The sequence below is a fragment of the Streptomyces sp. NPDC020422 genome (assembly GCF_044386705.1).
In the GTDB taxonomy this organism is placed as follows: Bacteria; Actinomycetota; Actinomycetes; order Streptomycetales; family Streptomycetaceae; genus Streptomyces.
The window spans coordinates 478,474-495,262 of record NZ_JBIRVJ010000005.1; the positions used below are offsets into that span (position 1 = coordinate 478,474).

Genomic DNA, 16,789 nt, shown 5'->3' on the forward strand with positions numbered 1-16,789 from the left:
CCAATCCAGGAGGAACGGGAGGAACAACGGGGGAAGGGGGCTCAGGACTTGAGCCACTCGGCGGTGAGGGTGCAGGCGTAGCCGGAGCCGCCCAGCGTCTTGATCGCCGCGGTGTGGTTTTGGAAGCCGGCGAGCTGGACGGTCTGACCGGCGGTGATGTAGACCAGGCCGGTGCCGCCCACGGAGATGGCGCCGTTGCCGGCCGGGGTCAGCCAGGTCATCCGGGACTGTCCGACGCCGCCGATCACGATCCGGGCGCCGCGCATGCCGGTCTGGGCGTCGTTGGCCCAGGTCGCCTGGCCGGAGATCCGCCACCAGCCGGTGCGGGGCACGACATAGGTGTGGGTGCCGTTCCAGCCGGGGCCGTCGTCGACCTCGACGGTCGGCATGGTCAGCGGGGTCCAGACGTTCGGGTCGACGCTCTGGGCCTGGGCGGCCAGCCACTGGGTGACGCCGAGCAGGATCTTGGACTTGCCCTCGGCGTACTGCCAGCCCGTGCCGTCCCAGCGCTGCAGGACCCCGGCGTTGTCCCGGTACTGCCCGGTGTAGCTGCCGGTCGACACCAGGGAGCCGGGCGCGATGCCGCCGATCGCCCTGGGGTACGAGACCCAGGTCGTGCCGTCCCAGCGCTGGAGCATGCCGCTGGTGTCGCGGTACTGCCCGACGTACGCGCCCTTGAACCCGCTCGCGGGCAGGATGCCGCCGAGCGCCACCACCGGCCAGTGCAGGGTGGTGACGGCGCCGGAGGTCCAGGCGATGCCGCCGGTGCCGGCCGAGGTGCCCTTCGGCACCCGGACCGTGTAGAGCACCTGGGTGCTGCCGGGGCCGCTCGCCGGGGCGACCGGCTGGGCCGCCGGCGTGCCCTTGACGAGGCGGACGACGGCGTCGGTGGTGCCGGTCTTGTCGTAGTCGTCGTCGATGACGGCCAGTTCGATCAGGTCGATCCGGTCGTACTGCGGGTCGCCGTCGGGGATGGTGAGGGTCTCCGGCGAGACCGCGGCGACCAGATAGGCGCCCTGGCGGGTCTCGTCACCCTGGACGATCGCCCGGCCGGTGCCGATGGCGCACGTCATGGCGCCGGTCGAGGTCAGCACGAAGCCGCCCGGCACGATGCCCTGCCGGGAGCGGAGCGGGGTCTCTTCGGCGCTCTGGCCGCTCGGGGTGAGCAGAGCGGCCAACGCGATGCGGGTGTCCTCGCGGGTCTGGCCCGTGGGCTGGAGCCAGGCGGCCCGTACGGTCATGGTTCACCTCTCTCTGGGGAGTTGGCGGGGGAGCCCGGTCACCACTCGGCGCTGCGCCAGCGGACCGTCATCAGGGCGTCGGTGGTCGAGGAGTCCGGCCGGAAGGCCAGCTCGGCGCGGCCCGGTTCGAGGAGGAACAGCTCCTCCGGGCTGGAGTCGGCCATCGCGGTGTGGCGGCGCGACGCGGTGTTGTTGAGCATCACCGTGCCGTTGGCGGTGTCGACGACGAGCTCGTCGCCCGCGGCCAGGTCGATCGCGTAGCGCAGCCGGCGCTTGCTGACCCGCTCGGTGACGGTCGGCATGGAGCACGGGCCGCGGAAGACGATCACCGGGTGGGTGGGCGCGGAGCCGGTGTTCTCGGCGATGGCGTCGCCGGTGGACTTGGCCTGGCCCCAGTTGAGCGGCCAGGTCAGCGGCCAGGTGAGGCCGGTCTCCGGCTGCGGCGGGGTGGTGGAGGCGGACTGCTCGTTGACGGCGTAGCGGCGCGGGTCGGAGGCGAGCCACTGGATCGACATCTTCGAGCTGCCCTGGGTGGCGAAACCCTGGTCGGCGGGGACCACGCGCTGGGCGATCCGGGCGCGTACGGCGAGCAGTTCGCCGTGCAGCCGGACGGTGAGCCAGCGCTCCTCGTCGAGCAGCGCGAGCGCCTGGCGCAGGGCGCGCACGGCCTCGCCGGCCTGGTTCCAGTCCGGCATCAGCACGATGGTGCCGCTGACCTTGCGCGGCTTGGCGTACCGCGAGCCGGGCCAGGCGCCGTGCGAGGTGGGCCGGTCGGCGTCGGAGGAGTCGTACTCGGGCAGGTCCTCCCAGCCCTGGAGCCCGGACCGGTCGACGGCGAAGGGCGTACCGGGGCCGATGAGCAGCCCGGCCCACTGGATCTGCCCGTCCTGGGTGATCAGCGAGCCGGGCGCGAGGTCGGCGGTGAAGGTGCTTCCGGCGTAGGTGGTGGTGGTCTCGGCCATGAGGCCGTCACCTCACTTCTGAGGGGTGTCGGATGGGCGGGGGCGTCAGGCGTGGGCGGCCATGAGGAAGAGCAGGTCCTCGGCGATCGACCGGGGGCCGGCCCCGGGGTCCTCGTGGAAGTCCCGGATGCGGTGGGGCTGCCGGGGCGCCTCGGTGATCGCCGGGACCCGGCGGGCCTCGAGCACGGTGAGCGGGTCGATGCGCGGAGCCGAGTCGGCGCCGGGGAAGACGACACCGCCTTCGGCGAGCATCGGGATCTTGGGGATGTCGACGCCGAAGTGCTTGCCGAGGAAGTCGAAGCTCAGCTTGTTGAGGCCGTCGATGATCCAGTTGGCGAAGGCCACGAGGCCGTCGATGGGGCCCTTGACGACGCCGATGACGGCGGTGAGGGCGCCCTTGATCAGTTCGCCCATGCCGTGCAGGGCGTTGCCCACCGCGTCCTTGGCGTGGTGGAAGAAGCCCGGGATCTTGTCGGTGAAGAAGGACAGGAACGGGTGGATGGCGTTCTTGACCGCGCCGATCGTGTTCGAGGCGATGCCGCGCAGCGCGTTCACGGCGGACGTGACCAGGGCCCGGGTGTGGGAGAAGCCGTGTACGGCGTCCCCGATGACCTTCAGGGCGGTGGTGAAGACGACCAGGTAGGCCTTGAAGTAGTTCGCGACCAGCTCGCCGATGAGCTTCATGACCGGCTGGAGGAACTTCCACGCCGACTGGAAGCCCTTCAGCGCCTGCTGCATGACCTGCTTCATGATCCGCTGGCCGGCCTCGCTGTTCATCGCGTACTCGATGAGCCAGGCGGCGACGGGCACGAGGATGCCGACGAGGAAGCCGATCGGGTTGGCGCGCATGGCCAGGTTGACGGAGGTCATGACGACCGAGGCGAGGGTCATGACGGTGCCGAAGGTGTCCATCAGCCTGGTGACGGTGTCGGTGATCGGCAGCAGCGGCAGGAGGATCGCGAGCAGGCCGCCGAGTCCGGCGCCGAGCTTGCCGGCCAGGGTCCTCGCCCTGCCCGCGGCGGCGCCGACCCGCTGGACGCCGGTGGCCGCCCTGGACTGGCGCATCCGGCCGACCGAGGTCGAGGCGCCCGAGGCGTCCCGGCCGATGGAGCGGACGGAGGCGCCGCCGTCGCGCAGACCGGCGGCGAACCTGTCGAGGCCGCCGGACGCCCGCTGGACGTCCTGCTTGAACCGCTTGAGCGCGTCGGCCGCGGGGCGGAGGGACCGCTCCAGCGAGGCGAAGACCGGTACGGATCCCGCGAACGGGTTCCGCATCGTTGCCGCGGCACTCATCCGCGCGCCTTCGCCAGGTACATCAGCGCGTCGGCCGTCGACTGCGGGTCACTGTTGCGGGCCGCGTGGTAGTGCTCGATGTGCAGCCCGGCGCCCGCGCCGCCGCCCGCCTGGAGCTGCGCCGACATCCGGGCGCGGCGGGCGGTGAGGGCGAGCAGCCGGTCCAGCTTGGAGAGCGGGAGGACGGCCTCGGCCTCGCCGGCCTCGGCGAGGATCGCCGGGACACCGCCGGAGCGGGGCATGACGACACCACCGGTGGCGAGCATCGGGATGGTCGGGATGTGTACGCCGAAGGTCTTGCCGCCGACCAGGGGCACCCAGCCGGGGACGCTGACCTTGACCCCGTTGACCGCGCCGATCATGCGGTTGATCAGGCCGATGACGGCGTTGATCGGTCCGGACACGGCGCTTCTGATGCCGCTGAACGCCCGGGACGCGATGCCGCTGAGGGCGCCCCAGATGGAGGACATCCTGTCCTTGACGGCCTGGAAGGCGTTCGGGATCGCGCTCTTGACCCAGTTGACGACCGGGGTGATGACGGCCTTGATGCCGTTCCAGACGGTGCTGATGACCGTCTTGATGGCCTTCATCACCGTGGTGATGACGGTCTTCCAGATGGTGACGTACGTCTTGATGACGGTGGCGACGGCCTTGACGACGACGGAGATGGCCTTCTTGATGCCGTTCCAGACCGTCTTGATCAGGTCCCCGGCCTTCTTCATGATCGGGCCGATCGCCTTCATGACCGAGCTGATCACGGTCTTGATGGCGCTGAAGGCCTTCTTCATGATGTTCTGCATCGTCTTCGAGCGGGTCGCCATCTCGACGACCTTCTCGATGAGCGGCATGAACAGCTCGATCAGACGGGCCAGGAAGTTGCCCTTCATGGACTTGTTGAGCTTGTCCTGGCCCTTGGCGGCCTTGCCCGCGCCCGACTCGTACTTGCCGAGCTTGGTGCCGGCCGACTGACCGGTCTGACCGGCCTTGGACATGGACTTCTCGGCCTGGTCCGAGGCGGTCTTCAGATTCTTGAGCTGGCTGCTGGAGCCCTGGGCGTTGCTCTTGAGGTTCTTGAGCTGCCCGGACGCCGAGTTGCCTGCGTCGCCGACCTTCTTGACCGAGGTCGCGGCTCCGGATGCCTGCGTCTTGAGGTTGCGCAGGGAGTCGGACGCCTTCTTCATGGAGCTGACGAGACTCATGGTCTACCTCCTTTCGTGGTGGGTGGGGGTCAGCCCATGGCCGCTGCGAGCTCTTGGGCGTCGCGCTTGAGGGCCGCGAAGCGGCCGGCCAGGGTCTGGCCGGCGCGGTCGAGGCGCTCGGCGGCCTGGGCGGACGCCTTGAGGTCGCGCGCCTTGGGGAGCTTGGTGGGGTCGTAGTGCTTGACGGCGCCGGTCAGCTTGCCGGTCGTCCGGGCGGCCTCGGCGACCTTGGCCGTGTTGAGGTTGTTGACCGCCTTGCCGATCTTCTCGATGCCCGACGCGGTCTTGGTGAGCTCGCGCGGCTTGGGCGTCTTGGCGAGCTCCCGGTTGAAGTCGGCCAGTTTCGGCGTGACTTCGCCGAGCCGGTCGCGCACGTTGGCGAGCACCTGCGGGTCGGGGTGGCTGCCGGCGGTCGCGGCGGCTCCGGACTCCAGCTGGGCCGCGGCCGCCGCCTGCTGCTCCGCCTCCTCGACGCTGCGGCGGGACACCCGGGTCGGCAAGAGGCGGCCCTCTTCCCGCTGGAGGATCCGCCGCTCGCCGTCGGCGTCCCGGCCGAGGACGAGGCCCTGCAGGGAGCGGCTGATCTTCTTGGTGTTCTCCGCGATGATGGGGGCGAGGATCTGCTTGAGCTTGGCGCCCGCCGCCGTGGCGATGGCGAGGCCGGCCATCACCGCGACTCCGGCGAGGCCCTCCTCCATGTACTTCTTGATGTACTCGATGAACTTGCCCGCGCCGGCCGCGTTGCCGATCTCTTCCCAGAGCGGCTTCTCTTTGCTCTCGCCGCCGCCTCCGGCGGGCGCCTGACTGCCTTCTGCCATTTCTTCCTCCGCTGGTCACTGGGGGTGGGAGGGCAAGCCGAGAAAGCCCCTGCCGATGACCGGCAGGGGCTTGTCCGTACGAGGGGCTCAGGCGTCGCCGCTCCGGCGGGAGCCGGGGCGCACGCTCGCGAGGGCGTCGTTCCAGCCCGCCGCGTACGCGAGGGTCTCGTAGCGGCTGAACTCGGCGTACAGCGTGCCGAGCAACGCTCTCTTGTCGAGGCCTACGGGTCCGTCGAGAAGCTGGCGGAGGCGGTCCTGGAGGGGGATGTGCGGTCGCGCTGCCTCGGCCTGCTGAGTCATGGACGCCTGCCTTCCGTGTGCTTGCCCTTGCGTGTGTGGCGGCGCCGCGGAGTGAGGAGCGGGGGCACCACGTGTTCGAACTTCTGTGCGAACAGAGTGTGGAACATCTGTTCGAGGTTTGTCGAGCGTGAAACGCCTGACGGTGTGTCTTCCCGCGCGTTTCCCGTGGGGGTTGGTCCTCGATCGGAGCCCGTGTTCGACCGGGGTACTCTGGAAGGCGCGTTCCCGGACCTGACACTGTCGGGGAGCGGCGGGGCGCGAGGGGCGCGCGGGGACCCCAGGGGGCGTGGAAGGCAGTGCGGACGCATGGACACCGAGCCGGGGGCTAACCGGCGGGAACGGGCCGTCGACTGGCTCGAGTCCCACCCGGATCTGCCTCATCTGTTCGCACGCCTCGCAGAACTGGTCCACGTCTCCGGGTACGCCCCGGAGGAGCTCGTCGTGCTGCCCCGCTCCGAGGTGGACCGCCGCGAGACCGCCGCGTTCACCGCCGGATGGGCCGAGGCCGTCTCCGACGAACTCCCGCGTATCCGGCGGGAGTACGAGAAGCGCGTCGCCGACGCCTATGCGCAGGGACAGGGCGACGCGCGTGGTATACGACGCCCCCAGCGGCGCACGGACACGCCCCCGGACGGCGCCCGGGTCATCCCGCTGCCCTTCGCCCGGCTCCTGGAGCCGCCGGCCGTGGTGGTCCGGGCCGAGGAGCGCGTCCGCAGGGAGCGCGAGCTGTTCGAACAGCGCTCCGAGCACGCGTACGTGGCGGAGCCAGAGTCGCAGCCGGAGCGCGGCTCGGAGCCGGAACTCCGGCCGAGTCCGGAGCCCGGGCCGGGACCGGAGTCCGGAGCGGGTGCGGGGGCGGACGCCGAGCCGGACGCCGAGCCCCTGCTGACCGCCCAGGAGAGCCGCGCCCGCAGGAACGGCCGGCCGGTGCGGAAGGTCGTCCGCGGCAAGGGCGGGCGACCGATCGTGCCGCCCCTGACCAGCCTGCCCGTCCAGCCCGTGGGCCCCGACCGGCGTGGCGGCGAGGGCGCCGAGCCGGACGCGCGGGCGGGTGCGCGGGGCCGCCGGCTCTCCGACCGGGCCAGGGCCCTGGAGGAGGAGCTGGCCGCCGAGCGAGCACAGGAAGCGCCCCCGGAGCCCGCTCCCTGAGGGGAACGGGCTCCGGGGGCCGTGGGGGATGTGGCTTTCAGCCGCGGGGCGTCACGCGAAGAACCGGGCGAGCGCCCCGACGGAGACCGCCTCCTCGCCGCTGTCCTCGGCGGAGTCCGGCTCACCGTCCTCCTCGTCGGCGTATCCCGGACGCGGGACGGGCTTCGGAGGCTCGGGCGGATCGTCGTCCTCGCTCGTGTTGACGGAGGCGAACATCCAGTTGGAGACGGCCAGGTGGTCGATGGCCGCGGCGAGCAGATGGTCGGTGACCGACCACTCGGCGGCCTCCCCGTGGATCTCGCGCTGCACGGCACTGTCGTGCGGCAGGTGCTTGATCAGCACGGCGACGCGCCGGCTGGAGAGTTCACCGCGGTACCAGTCCAGGAGATCGGTGGAGTAGTACCGCAGCAGGTCGGCTTCGAGTGCCTCGGCGTGTTCGTCGACGAACTCGACGAGGCTCAGCTTTCCCCCAGGCCGAGCCCGGTCTCCTTGCCGTAGGCCTCCAGGATGGCGGCGATGTCCTGCATCGTCACGTCGTGCTGCTCGAAGCGGGCGAACTGCTTCGCGCCGAGCAGCAGCTCCACCAGGCCGTCCACGTCGTTGTCGTCGAGCGTGCGCAGGGCCTTCGCGGTCGCGCGGGAGAGCTCCGTGGGCAGGGTGTAGGACTCGCCGTCCAGCTCGAAGGACCAGGTGCGGCCGGTGGCTTCCAGGCGCTGGGCGCGAGCGGCGTTGACGTCGAAACGGGCCATGGTGTGCGTACTCCTTGTTCGCGTGGTTCGCGTGGATGAAGAGCAGAAGGGGCGGGGCGGGACGGCGGTGGGCCGTCCCGCCCCAGGGGGAGAAGGATCAGACGGTCGCGGAGTACTGGCTGTCCTTCATGATGAAGGTGGCCAGCGGCTTGCCGTCGCCCTTCGACATGGCGGTGAAGGTGATGCCCAGCTGCGCCGCGGCCTTGCGGCCCAGCTTGATGTCGTCGGTCGCGGTGACCTGGCCGTTCGGGATGATGAAGCGGTACTTGACGACGGTGGAGCTGCCGGCCTTGACGTCGGTGAACTCCAGGCCGAGGGCGCGCACGTCCGCGAACGGACGCTCGGCGATCTCGTAGCGGTAGGTGTCCACCGCCGGGGCCGCGTCCTGCTTGACGGCGTCGCCGCCCATGAAGAACGGCAGCGTGTCCTCGTTGAACTGCAGCATCGAGAACTTCAGCGACAGGTCGCGGGCCGAGTAGATGTAGTGGACCGGGGAGACCGACTGCCACGAGTCGATGGCCTCCAGCTTGTCCTTCTTGGAGAAGGTGACGCCGTCGCTGGCGGTGAAGCCGAGGTCCTTCCAGCCCGCGCCGGACCAGTCGGCGGCGGAGTCCGCGCCGAAGGAGGCCGGGGCGGCGTTGCCCGCGGTGGCGACGTAGAGCTTGCCGGCACCTGCGACGCGGATCTCGGCGGAGTTGTTTCCTGCCATGGTGGTGTTTCTCCTTGGTGAGAGGGTGGGAGCACCGCCCCGGGCGTCCGTGCCCGGGTACGGCAAAGGCCCCGCCGGACGGCAGGGCCTGGTCTGTGGGGGCGGCCGTCACGGGGTGGCGGCCTGCGCGGGACCGTCAGGGGGCGACGGTCAGGGAGAGCTGGATGAGGCAGAGGTAGCGGTTGGCGCCCCGGTAGAGGTAGTCGGGCGTCCAGCGCGGACCGTCCATCTCCTCCACGTCCTGGACGAGGCTGTTGCCGAGCGTCCTGCCGAGCGTGGCGAGCAGCGACTTCCGGGCGGCGTTGGCGAGCAGATGGGCCGCGGGCTTGTTCGGCGCGTAGACCTCGAACTCGATCAGCGGCTTGTCCAGGTGCAGGTCGCCGATCCAGGCACCGCCGCGGCGGTTGACGAGGACCGCGGTCTGGGTCCCGTCGAAGCCGGTCGGGGCCTGGGCGGCGATCGTGGCACCGGCCAGCGCCGGGTCTGCCTTGAGGACGTCGACGACCAGCTTCTCGACGTCCGGGAACGCACTCGGGGGAGTGGTCATGACGGTTCTCCTCGAAGGAAGGCGGGAGGGGGGAACGGCGAACGGCGAAGCTGCGGCCCGACTCGCGGGCACAGCTCCGCCGCTGCACCAACTGTGACAGAGAGCGTGCGCGCACGCAACTAGTTCGGGAAATCCCCGGCGCCGATAGGTTGGCCGGGTCGTCCCCCAGCAAGGAGCCGCCCGTGCCCGCCCCCCGCCGCCCCCGTCTCCTCTACGTCACCGACCTCGCCTACCCGGCCCGGGGGCGGCGCTACTGCGACGAGGACATCGACCTCACCGCCCGGCTCCGTGCCGAGTTCGACCTCGCGCTCTGCCACCCGCGCGACGCCGCCGCGCTCATGGACGGCTTCGACGCCGTCGTCGTCCGCAACAGCGGGCCCGTCCTGCACTACCAGGAGGCGTACGACGCCTTCCGTGCCCGGGCCGCGGCCGGCGGCACCCGGGTCTACAACCCGCTGCACGGGCGCGGGGACATGGCCGGCAAGCAGTACCTGCTCGACCTCACCGCCGCCGGACTCCCCGTCATCCCCACCGTCGACCGGGCCCGGGACCTCGACCGGCTGCCCGCCGCCGCCGAGTACGCCGTCAAGCCCAAGGCCGGCGCCGACTCCATAGGGCTGCGCTTCCTCCCGTACGACGGGCTCGCCGGGCTCGCGTACGGCGACGGGCTCCTCGTCCAGCCGCGGATCGACTTCCGCTACGAGGTGTCCTTCTACTTCGTCGACGACCGCTTCCAGTACGCCCTGTACGCCCCCGATCCCGAGCGGCGCTGGGAGCTGGAGCCGTACGAGGCCGGCGAGGACGACCTGGCCTTCGCCCGCCGCTTCGTCGACTGGAACACCCTCGACCACGGCATCCAGCGCGTGGACGCCTGCCGCACCCGCGAGGGCGAGCTGCTCCTGGTCGAGCTGGAGGACCTCAACCCGTACCTCTCCCTCGACCTGGTCGCCGCGCCGGTGCGGGAACGTTTCGTCGACGCCATGGCCGAGTCCCTGCGCGGCTTCCTCGCCGCCTAGGGCATGCCGAAGCGCCCCGTGTCCCAGGTGGGACACGGGGCGCTTCGGTCGTACCGGGGGCTCAGGCGGTACGGGGCTTCCGCCGGGCCGCGCGTTCGGCGGCGAAGACGTCCTCCAGGCGGAACAGCTGCGCCCGGCCGGCCTTTCCCGCGGCCCGCAGATGGCCCAGCTGGACCCACTTGCGGATCGTCGCCGGGGCGACCCCCGCCTCGACGGCGGCGAGCGGACCCGGGATCAGCGCCGGCAGGGAAAGCGCGGTCGAGCTCAGCATGAGGTCTCCTTCGTGTCGTCCATCGCCGCTTCGATCTCGTCGGTACGCGCACCCGAGGCGTCCGCGAGCTCCGCCCACTCCGCCTCCGGCCACAGGTGCCGGTAGGCCGGGTCGTCCTGGCAGCCGCAGGCCTCGTCCGTGCACAGGCACGCCGGGTTCACGCACAGCACCGCCCGCCGGTCCGGGAAGGCCCGCAGCGACACCGAGTCGCACCACGGGCAGCGCCCCGACACCCGGACGACCGTCTCCGCGTCGCCGAGCGTCCGTGCGCAGCGGCGCGCCATCCGGCGGATCTCGTCCCGGACGTGCCGGGCGAGCACGGGGTGGCCGGCGATCGTGTCGAGCGCCCCGGTCACCCGGCGCAGCCGCTCGACGACTCCCGCCCGGCGCGGCCGCGGCAGCCCGAGGCGCGCGCAGACCGCCTCCTCCAGCTCCACCACGCCGTCGGTGATGTCGCGGATCGCGTCGGAGATGTGCAGCCGGATGGGGGCGGCGCCGTGGCCGGGCACGGCGAGGCCGTGCCGCTGTTCGAGCAGCAGCGCCTCGCGCCGCTCCGCGCGGATCAGCTCGTCGCGCCCGGGGTGCGGGGCGGTGGGCGCGCTCCCGGCGGGGGAGCGGCGACCGGGCGCCAGCTCCTCGGCGAGCTCGGGGAACTGGCGGACCAGGGAGGCGGTCCAGAGCACGATGTCCCGGACCACGCGCTCGCCGGCGGCGGACCCGCCCTCGGCGTGCTCAGCCACGGTCGCCCCCGGCGAGCGTGGCGAGCGCGGCGCCCGCGGCGTCGAGGGCCGTGGCGTCGGAGAGGGCGGCGGTGGGGTCCGGCTGCGCGGCGGCGTCCGCCGGGACGGGCTCGCCGCGGCGGCGGCGCGGCCTGACCGGGCGCCCGTTGCGCCACAGGCGGCCGGCGCAGACGCCGTCGAACCAGCTCTCGGCGGGGGCGACGGCCGTCTCGCACTCGCGGCTGACGGGGCAGACGGCGCAGGCGCGCAGGGCGGGGGCCGCCTCCTTCCCGCGGCGCGAGAAGACCACGGACGGGGAGAGGCCGGCGCATGCGGCGGCGGCCTGCCAGGGGGAGGTGTCGGGCTTGTGCAAGGAGGTTCTCCACGGTCCGGGGCCCCCGCCCTGGGGCCGGTGGGGCCCTTGGGACTCAGGAGGCCGACGAGTGCGGCGGCGAGAACACTGACATGTTGCGTGCGAGCTCGCAACTACCTTTGTGGACGGCTCCTTCACCGATTCGACACGATTGCGTGCCCGAAAGCACGTAATTCCGTGCGCGCAAGCACGCTAAAGTAAGGGGCCCGAAGGGTGGGGGAGTTAAGGGAGCGGTACACACATGAGCACTCAAGGGCTCGACGAGTTCGCCGGATGGGTCGAGGGCCTGATGCGAGCGCGCGGCTACGACATCGACAGCCCCCGGGGCGGAGGGAAGTCCCGGATCGCGGACGAGGCGGGGGTGCACCGCGCGGCCGTGACCAGGCTGCTGCAGCGGCAGAGCATGCCCGACCTGGAGACCATGCGCAGGATCGCCCCGCTCCTCGGGGTCTCCGTCCGTGACATGCTCATCCGGTCCGGCCGCGTGACCCCGGAAGAGCTGCCGCTGGCGGAGGACCTGCTCCCGCCGGGCGACTGGCAGCCGACCATGGAGGACTTCGCGCGCTGGCTCGGCGTGCCCGACGAGCGGATGGGCGTCTTCGTCAAGGTCGTCACCCAGTTCCTGGAGCCCGAGGCGGAGGGCGCCGGCGCCCGCGCGGAGGACGAGACCCGCCGCGCCGCGCGGGACTGACCCCCGAACCCCTCCGGGCGGCGTTCTCCCACGCCGCCCGGACCGGCCCGCGCGTGGGCATTTGTTTTGACCGGAGTCCATGCGATAGGTACGCTCATGCCTTGTGCCTGGGGTGTGCCTGGAGCCGTGTGCGTGTCCTCAACCGCAGACGAGTCCGAGACCGGCCACCGCAATCCGCGCCCCTTTCCGCCCTGGGTGGAAGTTCGCGGGATTCGACACACCCGACCGCGTGGGTCGGTGACGTTCCAGGTTAGTTTTACCGACGGCACACAGAAACCGGAGAAGTAGTGCCTACGATCCAGCAGCTGGTCCGTAAGGGCCGGCAGGACAAGGTCGAGAAGAACAAGACGCCCGCACTCGAGGGTTCCCCTCAGCGCCGCGGCGTCTGCACGCGTGTGTTCACGACCACCCCGAAGAAGCCGAACTCGGCCCTCCGTAAGGTCGCGCGTGTGCGTCTGACCTCGGGCATCGAGGTCACGGCCTACATCCCGGGTGAGGGCCACAACCTGCAGGAGCACTCCATCGTGCTCGTCCGCGGTGGCCGTGTGAAGGACCTGCCGGGTGTTCGTTACAAGATCATCCGCGGTTCCCTCGACACGCAGGGCGTCAAGAACCGTAAGCAGGCTCGCAGCCGCTACGGCGCCAAGAAGGAGAAGTAAGAATGCCTCGTAAGGGCCCCGCCCCGAAGCGCCCGGTCATCATCGACCCGGTCTACAGCTCTCCTCTTGTCACCTCGCTGATCAACAAGATCCTGCTGGACGGCAAGCGTTCCACCGCCGAGCGCATCGTCTACGGCGCCATGGAGGGCCTCCGCGAGAAGACCGGTGCTGACCCGGTCGTCACGCTGAAGCGCGCTCTCGAGAACGTCAAGCCGTCCCTCGAGGTCAAGTCCCGCCGTGTCGGTGGCGCCACCTACCAGGTGCCGATCGAGGTCAAGCCGGGTCGCGCGTCCACGCTGGCGCTGCGCTGGCTGGTCGGCTACTCCCGCGCCCGTCGCGAGAAGACCATGACCGAGCGCCTCATGAACGAGCTGCTGGACGCCTCGAACGGCCTCGGTGCTTCGGTCAAGAAGCGCGAGGACACGCACAAGATGGCCGAGTCCAACAAGGCCTTCGCGCACTACCGCTGGTAGTCGCAACCCACATCGAGACCGAGAGAAGACTGAAGCCTTATGGCTACCACTTCGCTTGACCTGGCCAAGGTGCGCAACATCGGCATCATGGCCCACATCGACGCGGGCAAGACGACCACCACCGAGCGGATCCTGTTCTACACCGGCGTCTCGTACAAGATCGGTGAGGTCCACGACGGCGCTGCCACCATGGACTGGATGGAGCAGGAGCAGGAGCGTGGCATCACGATCACCTCTGCTGCCACCACCTGCCACTGGCCGCTCGAGAACGTCGACCACACGATCAACATCATCGACACGCCGGGCCACGTCGACTTCACCGTCGAGGTGGAGCGTTCGCTGCGCGTGCTCGACGGTGCTGTCACCGTGTTCGACGGCGTGGCCGGCGTCGAGCCCCAGTCCGAGACCGTCTGGCGTCAGGCGGACCGCTACGGCGTTCCGCGTATCTGCTTCGTCAACAAGCTCGACCGGACCGGTGCCGAGTTCTTCCGCTGCGTCGACATGATCGTGGACCGCCTCGGCGCGACCCCGATCGTCATGCAGCTCCCGATCGGTGCCGAGGCCGACTTCCAGGGTGTCGTCGACCTCGTCCGCATGAAGGCCCTTGTCTGGTCCGCCGAGGCCACCAAGGGTGAGATGTACGACGTCGTCGACATCCCCGCCACGCACACCGAGCTCGCCGAGGAATGGCGCGGCAAGCTCGTCGAGGCCGTCGCGGAGAACGACGAGGAGCTCATGGAGCTCTTCCTCGAGGGCCAGGAGCCCACCGAGGAGCAGCTCTACGCGGCCATCCGTCGTATCACCATCGCCTCCGGCAAGGGCGGCGAGACCACGGTCACCCCCGTGTTCTGTGGCACCGCGTTCAAGAACAAGGGCGTTCAGCCCCTGCTCGACGCCGTCGTCCGCTACCTGCCGTCGCCCCTGGACGTCGAGGCCATCGAGGGTCACGACGTCAAGGACGCCGAGCTCGTCGTGAAGCGCAAGCCTTCCGACGACGAGCCGCTGGCCGCCCTCGCGTTCAAGATCGCGAGCGACCCGCACCTCGGCAAGCTCACCTTCGTCCGGATCTACTCCGGTCGCCTGGAGGCCGGCACCGCGGTGCTGAACTCCGTCAAGGGCAAGAAGGAGCGCATCGGCAAGATCTACCGCATGCACGCGAACAAGCGTGAGGAGATCGACTCGGTGGGCGCCGGCGACATCGTCGCCGTCATGGGCCTGAAGCAGACCACCACCGGTGAGACGCTGTGCGACGAGAAGAACCCGGTCATCCTGGAGTCCATGGACTTCCCGGCGCCGGTCATCCAGGTCGCGATCGAGCCCAAGTCCAAGGGTGACCAGGAGAAGCTGGGTGTCGCCATCCAGCGTCTCGCGGAGGAGGACCCCTCCTTCCAGGTTCACTCTGACGAGGAGACCGGCCAGACCATCATCGGTGGTATGGGCGAGCTTCACCTCGACATCCTCGTCGACCGTATGCGTCGCGAGTTCAAGGTCGAGGCGAACGTCGGCAAGCCGCAGGTCGCGTACCGCGAGACGATCCGCAAGGCCGTCGAGCGCGTGGACTACACCCACAAGAAGCAGACCGGTGGTACCGGTCAGTTCGCCAAGGTGCAGATCGCGATCGAGCCCATCGAGGGCGGCGACGCCTCGTACGAGTTCGTGAACAAGGTCACCGGTGGCCGCATCCCGAAGGAGTACATCCCTTCGGTCGACGCGGGTGCGCAGGAGGCCATGCAGTTCGGCATCCTGGCCGGCTACGAGATGACCGGCGTTCGCGTCATCCTTCTCGACGGTGCCTACCACGAGGTCGACTCCTCCGAGCTCGCGTTCAAGATCGCCGGCTCGCAGGCCTTCAAGGAGGCCGCGCGCAAGGCTTCTCCCGTCATCCTTGAGCCGATGATGGCCGTCGAGGTCGTCACGCCCGAGGACTACATGGGCGAGGTCATCGGTGACATCAACTCCCGCCGTGGCCAGATCCAGGCCATGGAGGAGCGCAGCGGCGCTCGCGTCGTGAAGGGCCTCGTGCCCCTCTCGGAGATGTTCGGCTACGTCGGAGACCTCCGCAGCAAGACCTCGGGTCGCGCAAGCTACTCGATGCAGTTCGACTCCTACGCCGAGGTTCCGCGGAACGTCGCCGAGGAGATCATCGCGAAGGCCAAGGGCGAGTAACTCTCCCGAGTTCACGCTTTAGGCTTGACACCGTACGCCGGGGCTCGGAATTCGAACCCGAAGGAAGAACCCCGGCGCACGGCATCCCAGCAAAGATCACCTGGCGCCGATGAGTAAGGCGTACAGAACCACTCCACAGGAGGACCCCAGTGGCGAAGGCGAAGTTCGAGCGGACTAAGCCGCACGTCAACATCGGCACCATCGGTCACATTGACCACGGTAAGACGACCCTCACGGCCGCCATTACCAAGGTGCTGCACGACGCGTACCCGGACCTGAACGAGGCCTCGGCCTTCGACCAGATCGACAAGGCTCCCGAGGAGCGCCAGCGCGGTATCACGATCTCGATCGCGCACGTCGAGTACCAGACCGAGTCGCGTCACTACGCGCACGTCGACTGCCCCGGTCACGCGGACTACATCAAGAACATGATCACGGGTGCCGCGCAGATGGACGGCGCCATCCTCGTGGTCGCCGCCACCGACGGCCCGATGCCGCAGACCAAGGAGCACGTGCTCCTGGCCCGCCAGGTCGGCGTTCCGTACATCGTCGTCGCCCTGAACAAGGCCGACATGGTGGACGACGAGGAGATCCTGGAGCTCGTCGAGCTCGAGGTCCGTGAGCTCCTCACCGAGTACGAGTTCCCGGGCGACGACCTGCCGGTCGTCCGCGTTTCGGCGCTCAAGGCGCTCGAGGGCGACAAGGAGTGGGGCGAGAAGCTTCTCGACCTCATGAAGGCCGTCGACGAGTCCATCCCGCAGCCCGAGCGTGACGTCGACAAGCCGTTCCTGATGCCGATCGAGGACGTCTTCACGATCACCGGTCGTGGCACCGTCGTCACCGGTCGTATCGAGCGTGGTGTCCTCAAGGTCAACGAGACCGTCGACATCATCGGCATCAAGACCGAGAAGACCACCACCACGGTCACCGGCATCGAGATGTTCCGCAAGCTGCTCGACGAGGGCCAGGCCGGTGAGAACGTCGGTCTGCTGCTCCGCGGCATCAAGCGCGAGGACGTCGAGCGCGGCCAGGTCATCATCAAGCCCGGCTCGGTCACCCCGCACACCAACTTCGAGGCCCAGGCCTACATCCTGTCGAAGGACGAGGGTGGCCGTCACACCCCGTTCTTCAACAACTACCGCCCGCAGTTCTACTTCCGTACCACGGACGTGACCGGCGTCGTGACCCTCCCCGAGGGCACCGAGATGGTCATGCCGGGCGACAACACCTCCATGTCCGTCGAGCTGATCCAGCCCGTCGCCATGGAGGAGGGCCTCAAGTTCGCCATCCGTGAGGGTGGCCGGACCGTCGGCGCCGGCCAGGTCGTCAAGATCACCAAGTAAGTTCTCACGAACTTCGGTGGTTTGACCTGGTAGCTCGAAGAGCTCCAAGAAGGGCCCCGCACCGCTTCGGCGGAGCGGGGCCCTTCTCTTTACCCACCCCGATGGCAGACG

Annotated in this window: 20 protein-coding genes; 7 read left to right on the top strand and 13 right to left on the bottom strand. The window is 69.9% G+C overall.

Annotation, left to right across the window (positions count from 1 at the left end; all coding sequences use genetic code 11):
- Positions 1–41: 41 nt before the first annotated feature.
- The 6 genes from ACH414_RS16255 to ACH414_RS16280 form a co-directional block, all read right to left on the bottom strand.
- A complete protein-coding gene (locus ACH414_RS16255) occupies positions 42–1,241 on the bottom strand; it encodes a hypothetical protein (RefSeq protein WP_398942166.1) in 1,200 nt (399 codons plus the stop codon).
- Positions 1,242–1,279: 38 nt separating this feature from the next.
- The gene (locus ACH414_RS16260; RefSeq protein ID WP_391769256.1) at positions 1,280–2,203 is read right to left on the bottom strand and encodes a phage distal tail protein; all 924 of its coding nucleotides are present in this window, start codon (positions 2,201–2,203) and stop codon (positions 1,280–1,282) included.
- A 45-nt stretch (positions 2,204–2,248) separates the two neighbouring features.
- Positions 2,249–3,496, bottom strand: a complete 1,248-nt coding sequence (locus tag ACH414_RS16265) for a tape-measure protein (protein WP_398942168.1) — start codon at positions 3,494–3,496, stop codon at positions 2,249–2,251.
- Positions 3,493–4,695 carry a phage tail protein gene (locus tag ACH414_RS16270; RefSeq protein WP_382532546.1) on the bottom strand — a complete coding sequence of 401 codons (1,203 nt, stop codon included), beginning with the start codon at positions 4,693–4,695 and terminating at the stop codon, positions 3,493–3,495. Before ACH414_RS16270 ends, ACH414_RS16265 begins: the two co-directional genes overlap by 4 nt.
- 29 nt (positions 4,696–4,724) lie before the next feature.
- Positions 4,725–5,513: a hypothetical protein gene (locus tag ACH414_RS16275; RefSeq protein WP_382532544.1), complete on the bottom strand. Its 789-nt coding sequence runs from the start codon at positions 5,511–5,513 to the stop codon at positions 4,725–4,727.
- Between the two features lie 87 nt (positions 5,514–5,600).
- Positions 5,601–5,813, bottom strand: coding sequence for a hypothetical protein (locus ACH414_RS16280; RefSeq protein ID WP_382532542.1), 213 nt, complete (start codon positions 5,811–5,813; stop codon positions 5,601–5,603).
- Between the two features lie 306 nt (positions 5,814–6,119).
- Between ACH414_RS16280 and ACH414_RS16285 the strand changes: the two genes are divergently transcribed.
- A complete protein-coding gene (locus ACH414_RS16285; RefSeq protein ID WP_398942169.1) occupies positions 6,120–6,962 on the top strand; it encodes a hypothetical protein in 843 nt (280 codons plus the stop codon).
- A gap of 51 nt (positions 6,963–7,013) precedes the next feature.
- Here ACH414_RS16285 and ACH414_RS16290 read toward each other — a convergent pair whose 3' ends face one another.
- From ACH414_RS16290 to ACH414_RS16305, 4 genes are all read right to left on the bottom strand, one after another.
- Positions 7,014–7,304: a hypothetical protein gene (locus ACH414_RS16290; protein WP_382532538.1), complete on the bottom strand. Its 291-nt coding sequence runs from the start codon at positions 7,302–7,304 to the stop codon at positions 7,014–7,016.
- A gap of 116 nt (positions 7,305–7,420) precedes the next feature.
- A complete protein-coding gene (locus ACH414_RS16295) occupies positions 7,421–7,711 on the bottom strand; it encodes a hypothetical protein (protein WP_382532537.1) in 291 nt (96 codons plus the stop codon).
- Positions 7,712–7,808: 97 nt separating this feature from the next.
- Positions 7,809–8,420, bottom strand: coding sequence for a phage tail protein (locus ACH414_RS16300; RefSeq protein ID WP_382532535.1), 612 nt, complete (start codon positions 8,418–8,420; stop codon positions 7,809–7,811).
- Positions 8,421–8,556: 136 nt separating this feature from the next.
- Complete coding sequence (locus tag ACH414_RS16305; RefSeq protein ID WP_382532533.1) at positions 8,557–8,967, bottom strand: hypothetical protein; 411 nt, start codon at positions 8,965–8,967, stop codon at positions 8,557–8,559.
- A 182-nt stretch (positions 8,968–9,149) separates the two neighbouring features.
- Here ACH414_RS16305 and ACH414_RS16310 point away from each other — a divergent pair, with 182 nt between their 5' ends.
- Complete coding sequence (locus ACH414_RS16310; protein ID WP_382532531.1) at positions 9,150–9,983, top strand: hypothetical protein; 834 nt, start codon at positions 9,150–9,152, stop codon at positions 9,981–9,983.
- A gap of 61 nt (positions 9,984–10,044) precedes the next feature.
- On the opposite strand, the gene ACH414_RS16315 is transcribed toward ACH414_RS16310, so the two are convergent.
- The 3 genes from ACH414_RS16315 to ACH414_RS16325 are packed head-to-tail and all read right to left on the bottom strand — an operon-like array spanning position 10,045 to position 11,346.
- Complete coding sequence (locus ACH414_RS16315) at positions 10,045–10,254, bottom strand: hypothetical protein (RefSeq protein ID WP_382532529.1); 210 nt, start codon at positions 10,252–10,254, stop codon at positions 10,045–10,047.
- Positions 10,248–10,994 carry a hypothetical protein gene (locus tag ACH414_RS16320; protein WP_382532528.1) on the bottom strand — a complete coding sequence of 249 codons (747 nt, stop codon included), beginning with the start codon at positions 10,992–10,994 and terminating at the stop codon, positions 10,248–10,250. Before ACH414_RS16320 ends, ACH414_RS16315 begins: the two co-directional genes overlap by 7 nt.
- The gene (locus ACH414_RS16325) at positions 10,987–11,346 is read right to left on the bottom strand and encodes a WhiB family transcriptional regulator (RefSeq protein WP_382532526.1); all 360 of its coding nucleotides are present in this window, start codon (positions 11,344–11,346) and stop codon (positions 10,987–10,989) included. Before ACH414_RS16325 ends, ACH414_RS16320 begins: the two co-directional genes overlap by 8 nt.
- 241 nt (positions 11,347–11,587) lie before the next feature.
- On the opposite strand from ACH414_RS16325, the gene ACH414_RS16330 reads away from it, so the two are divergent.
- From ACH414_RS16330 to tuf, 5 genes are all read left to right on the top strand, one after another.
- Entirely contained in the window at positions 11,588–12,037 is a 450-nt protein-coding gene (locus ACH414_RS16330) for a helix-turn-helix domain-containing protein (protein WP_382532524.1), read from the top strand.
- 287 nt (positions 12,038–12,324) lie between these two features.
- Entirely contained in the window at positions 12,325–12,696 is a 372-nt protein-coding gene (gene rpsL / locus ACH414_RS16335; protein ID WP_003948652.1) for a 30S ribosomal protein S12, read from the top strand.
- Positions 12,697–12,698: 2 nt separating this feature from the next.
- A complete protein-coding gene (rpsG, locus tag ACH414_RS16340; protein WP_046908238.1) occupies positions 12,699–13,169 on the top strand; it encodes a 30S ribosomal protein S7 in 471 nt (156 codons plus the stop codon).
- 39 nt (positions 13,170–13,208) lie between these two features.
- Positions 13,209–15,335, top strand: a complete 2,127-nt coding sequence (gene fusA, locus ACH414_RS16345; protein WP_382532522.1) for an elongation factor G — start codon at positions 13,209–13,211, stop codon at positions 15,333–15,335.
- A gap of 149 nt (positions 15,336–15,484) precedes the next feature.
- On the top strand, positions 15,485–16,678 hold the full coding sequence (tuf, locus tag ACH414_RS16350; RefSeq protein ID WP_382532520.1) for an elongation factor Tu: 1,194 nt from the start codon (positions 15,485–15,487) through the stop codon (positions 16,676–16,678).
- Positions 16,679–16,789 lie beyond the last annotated feature (111 nt).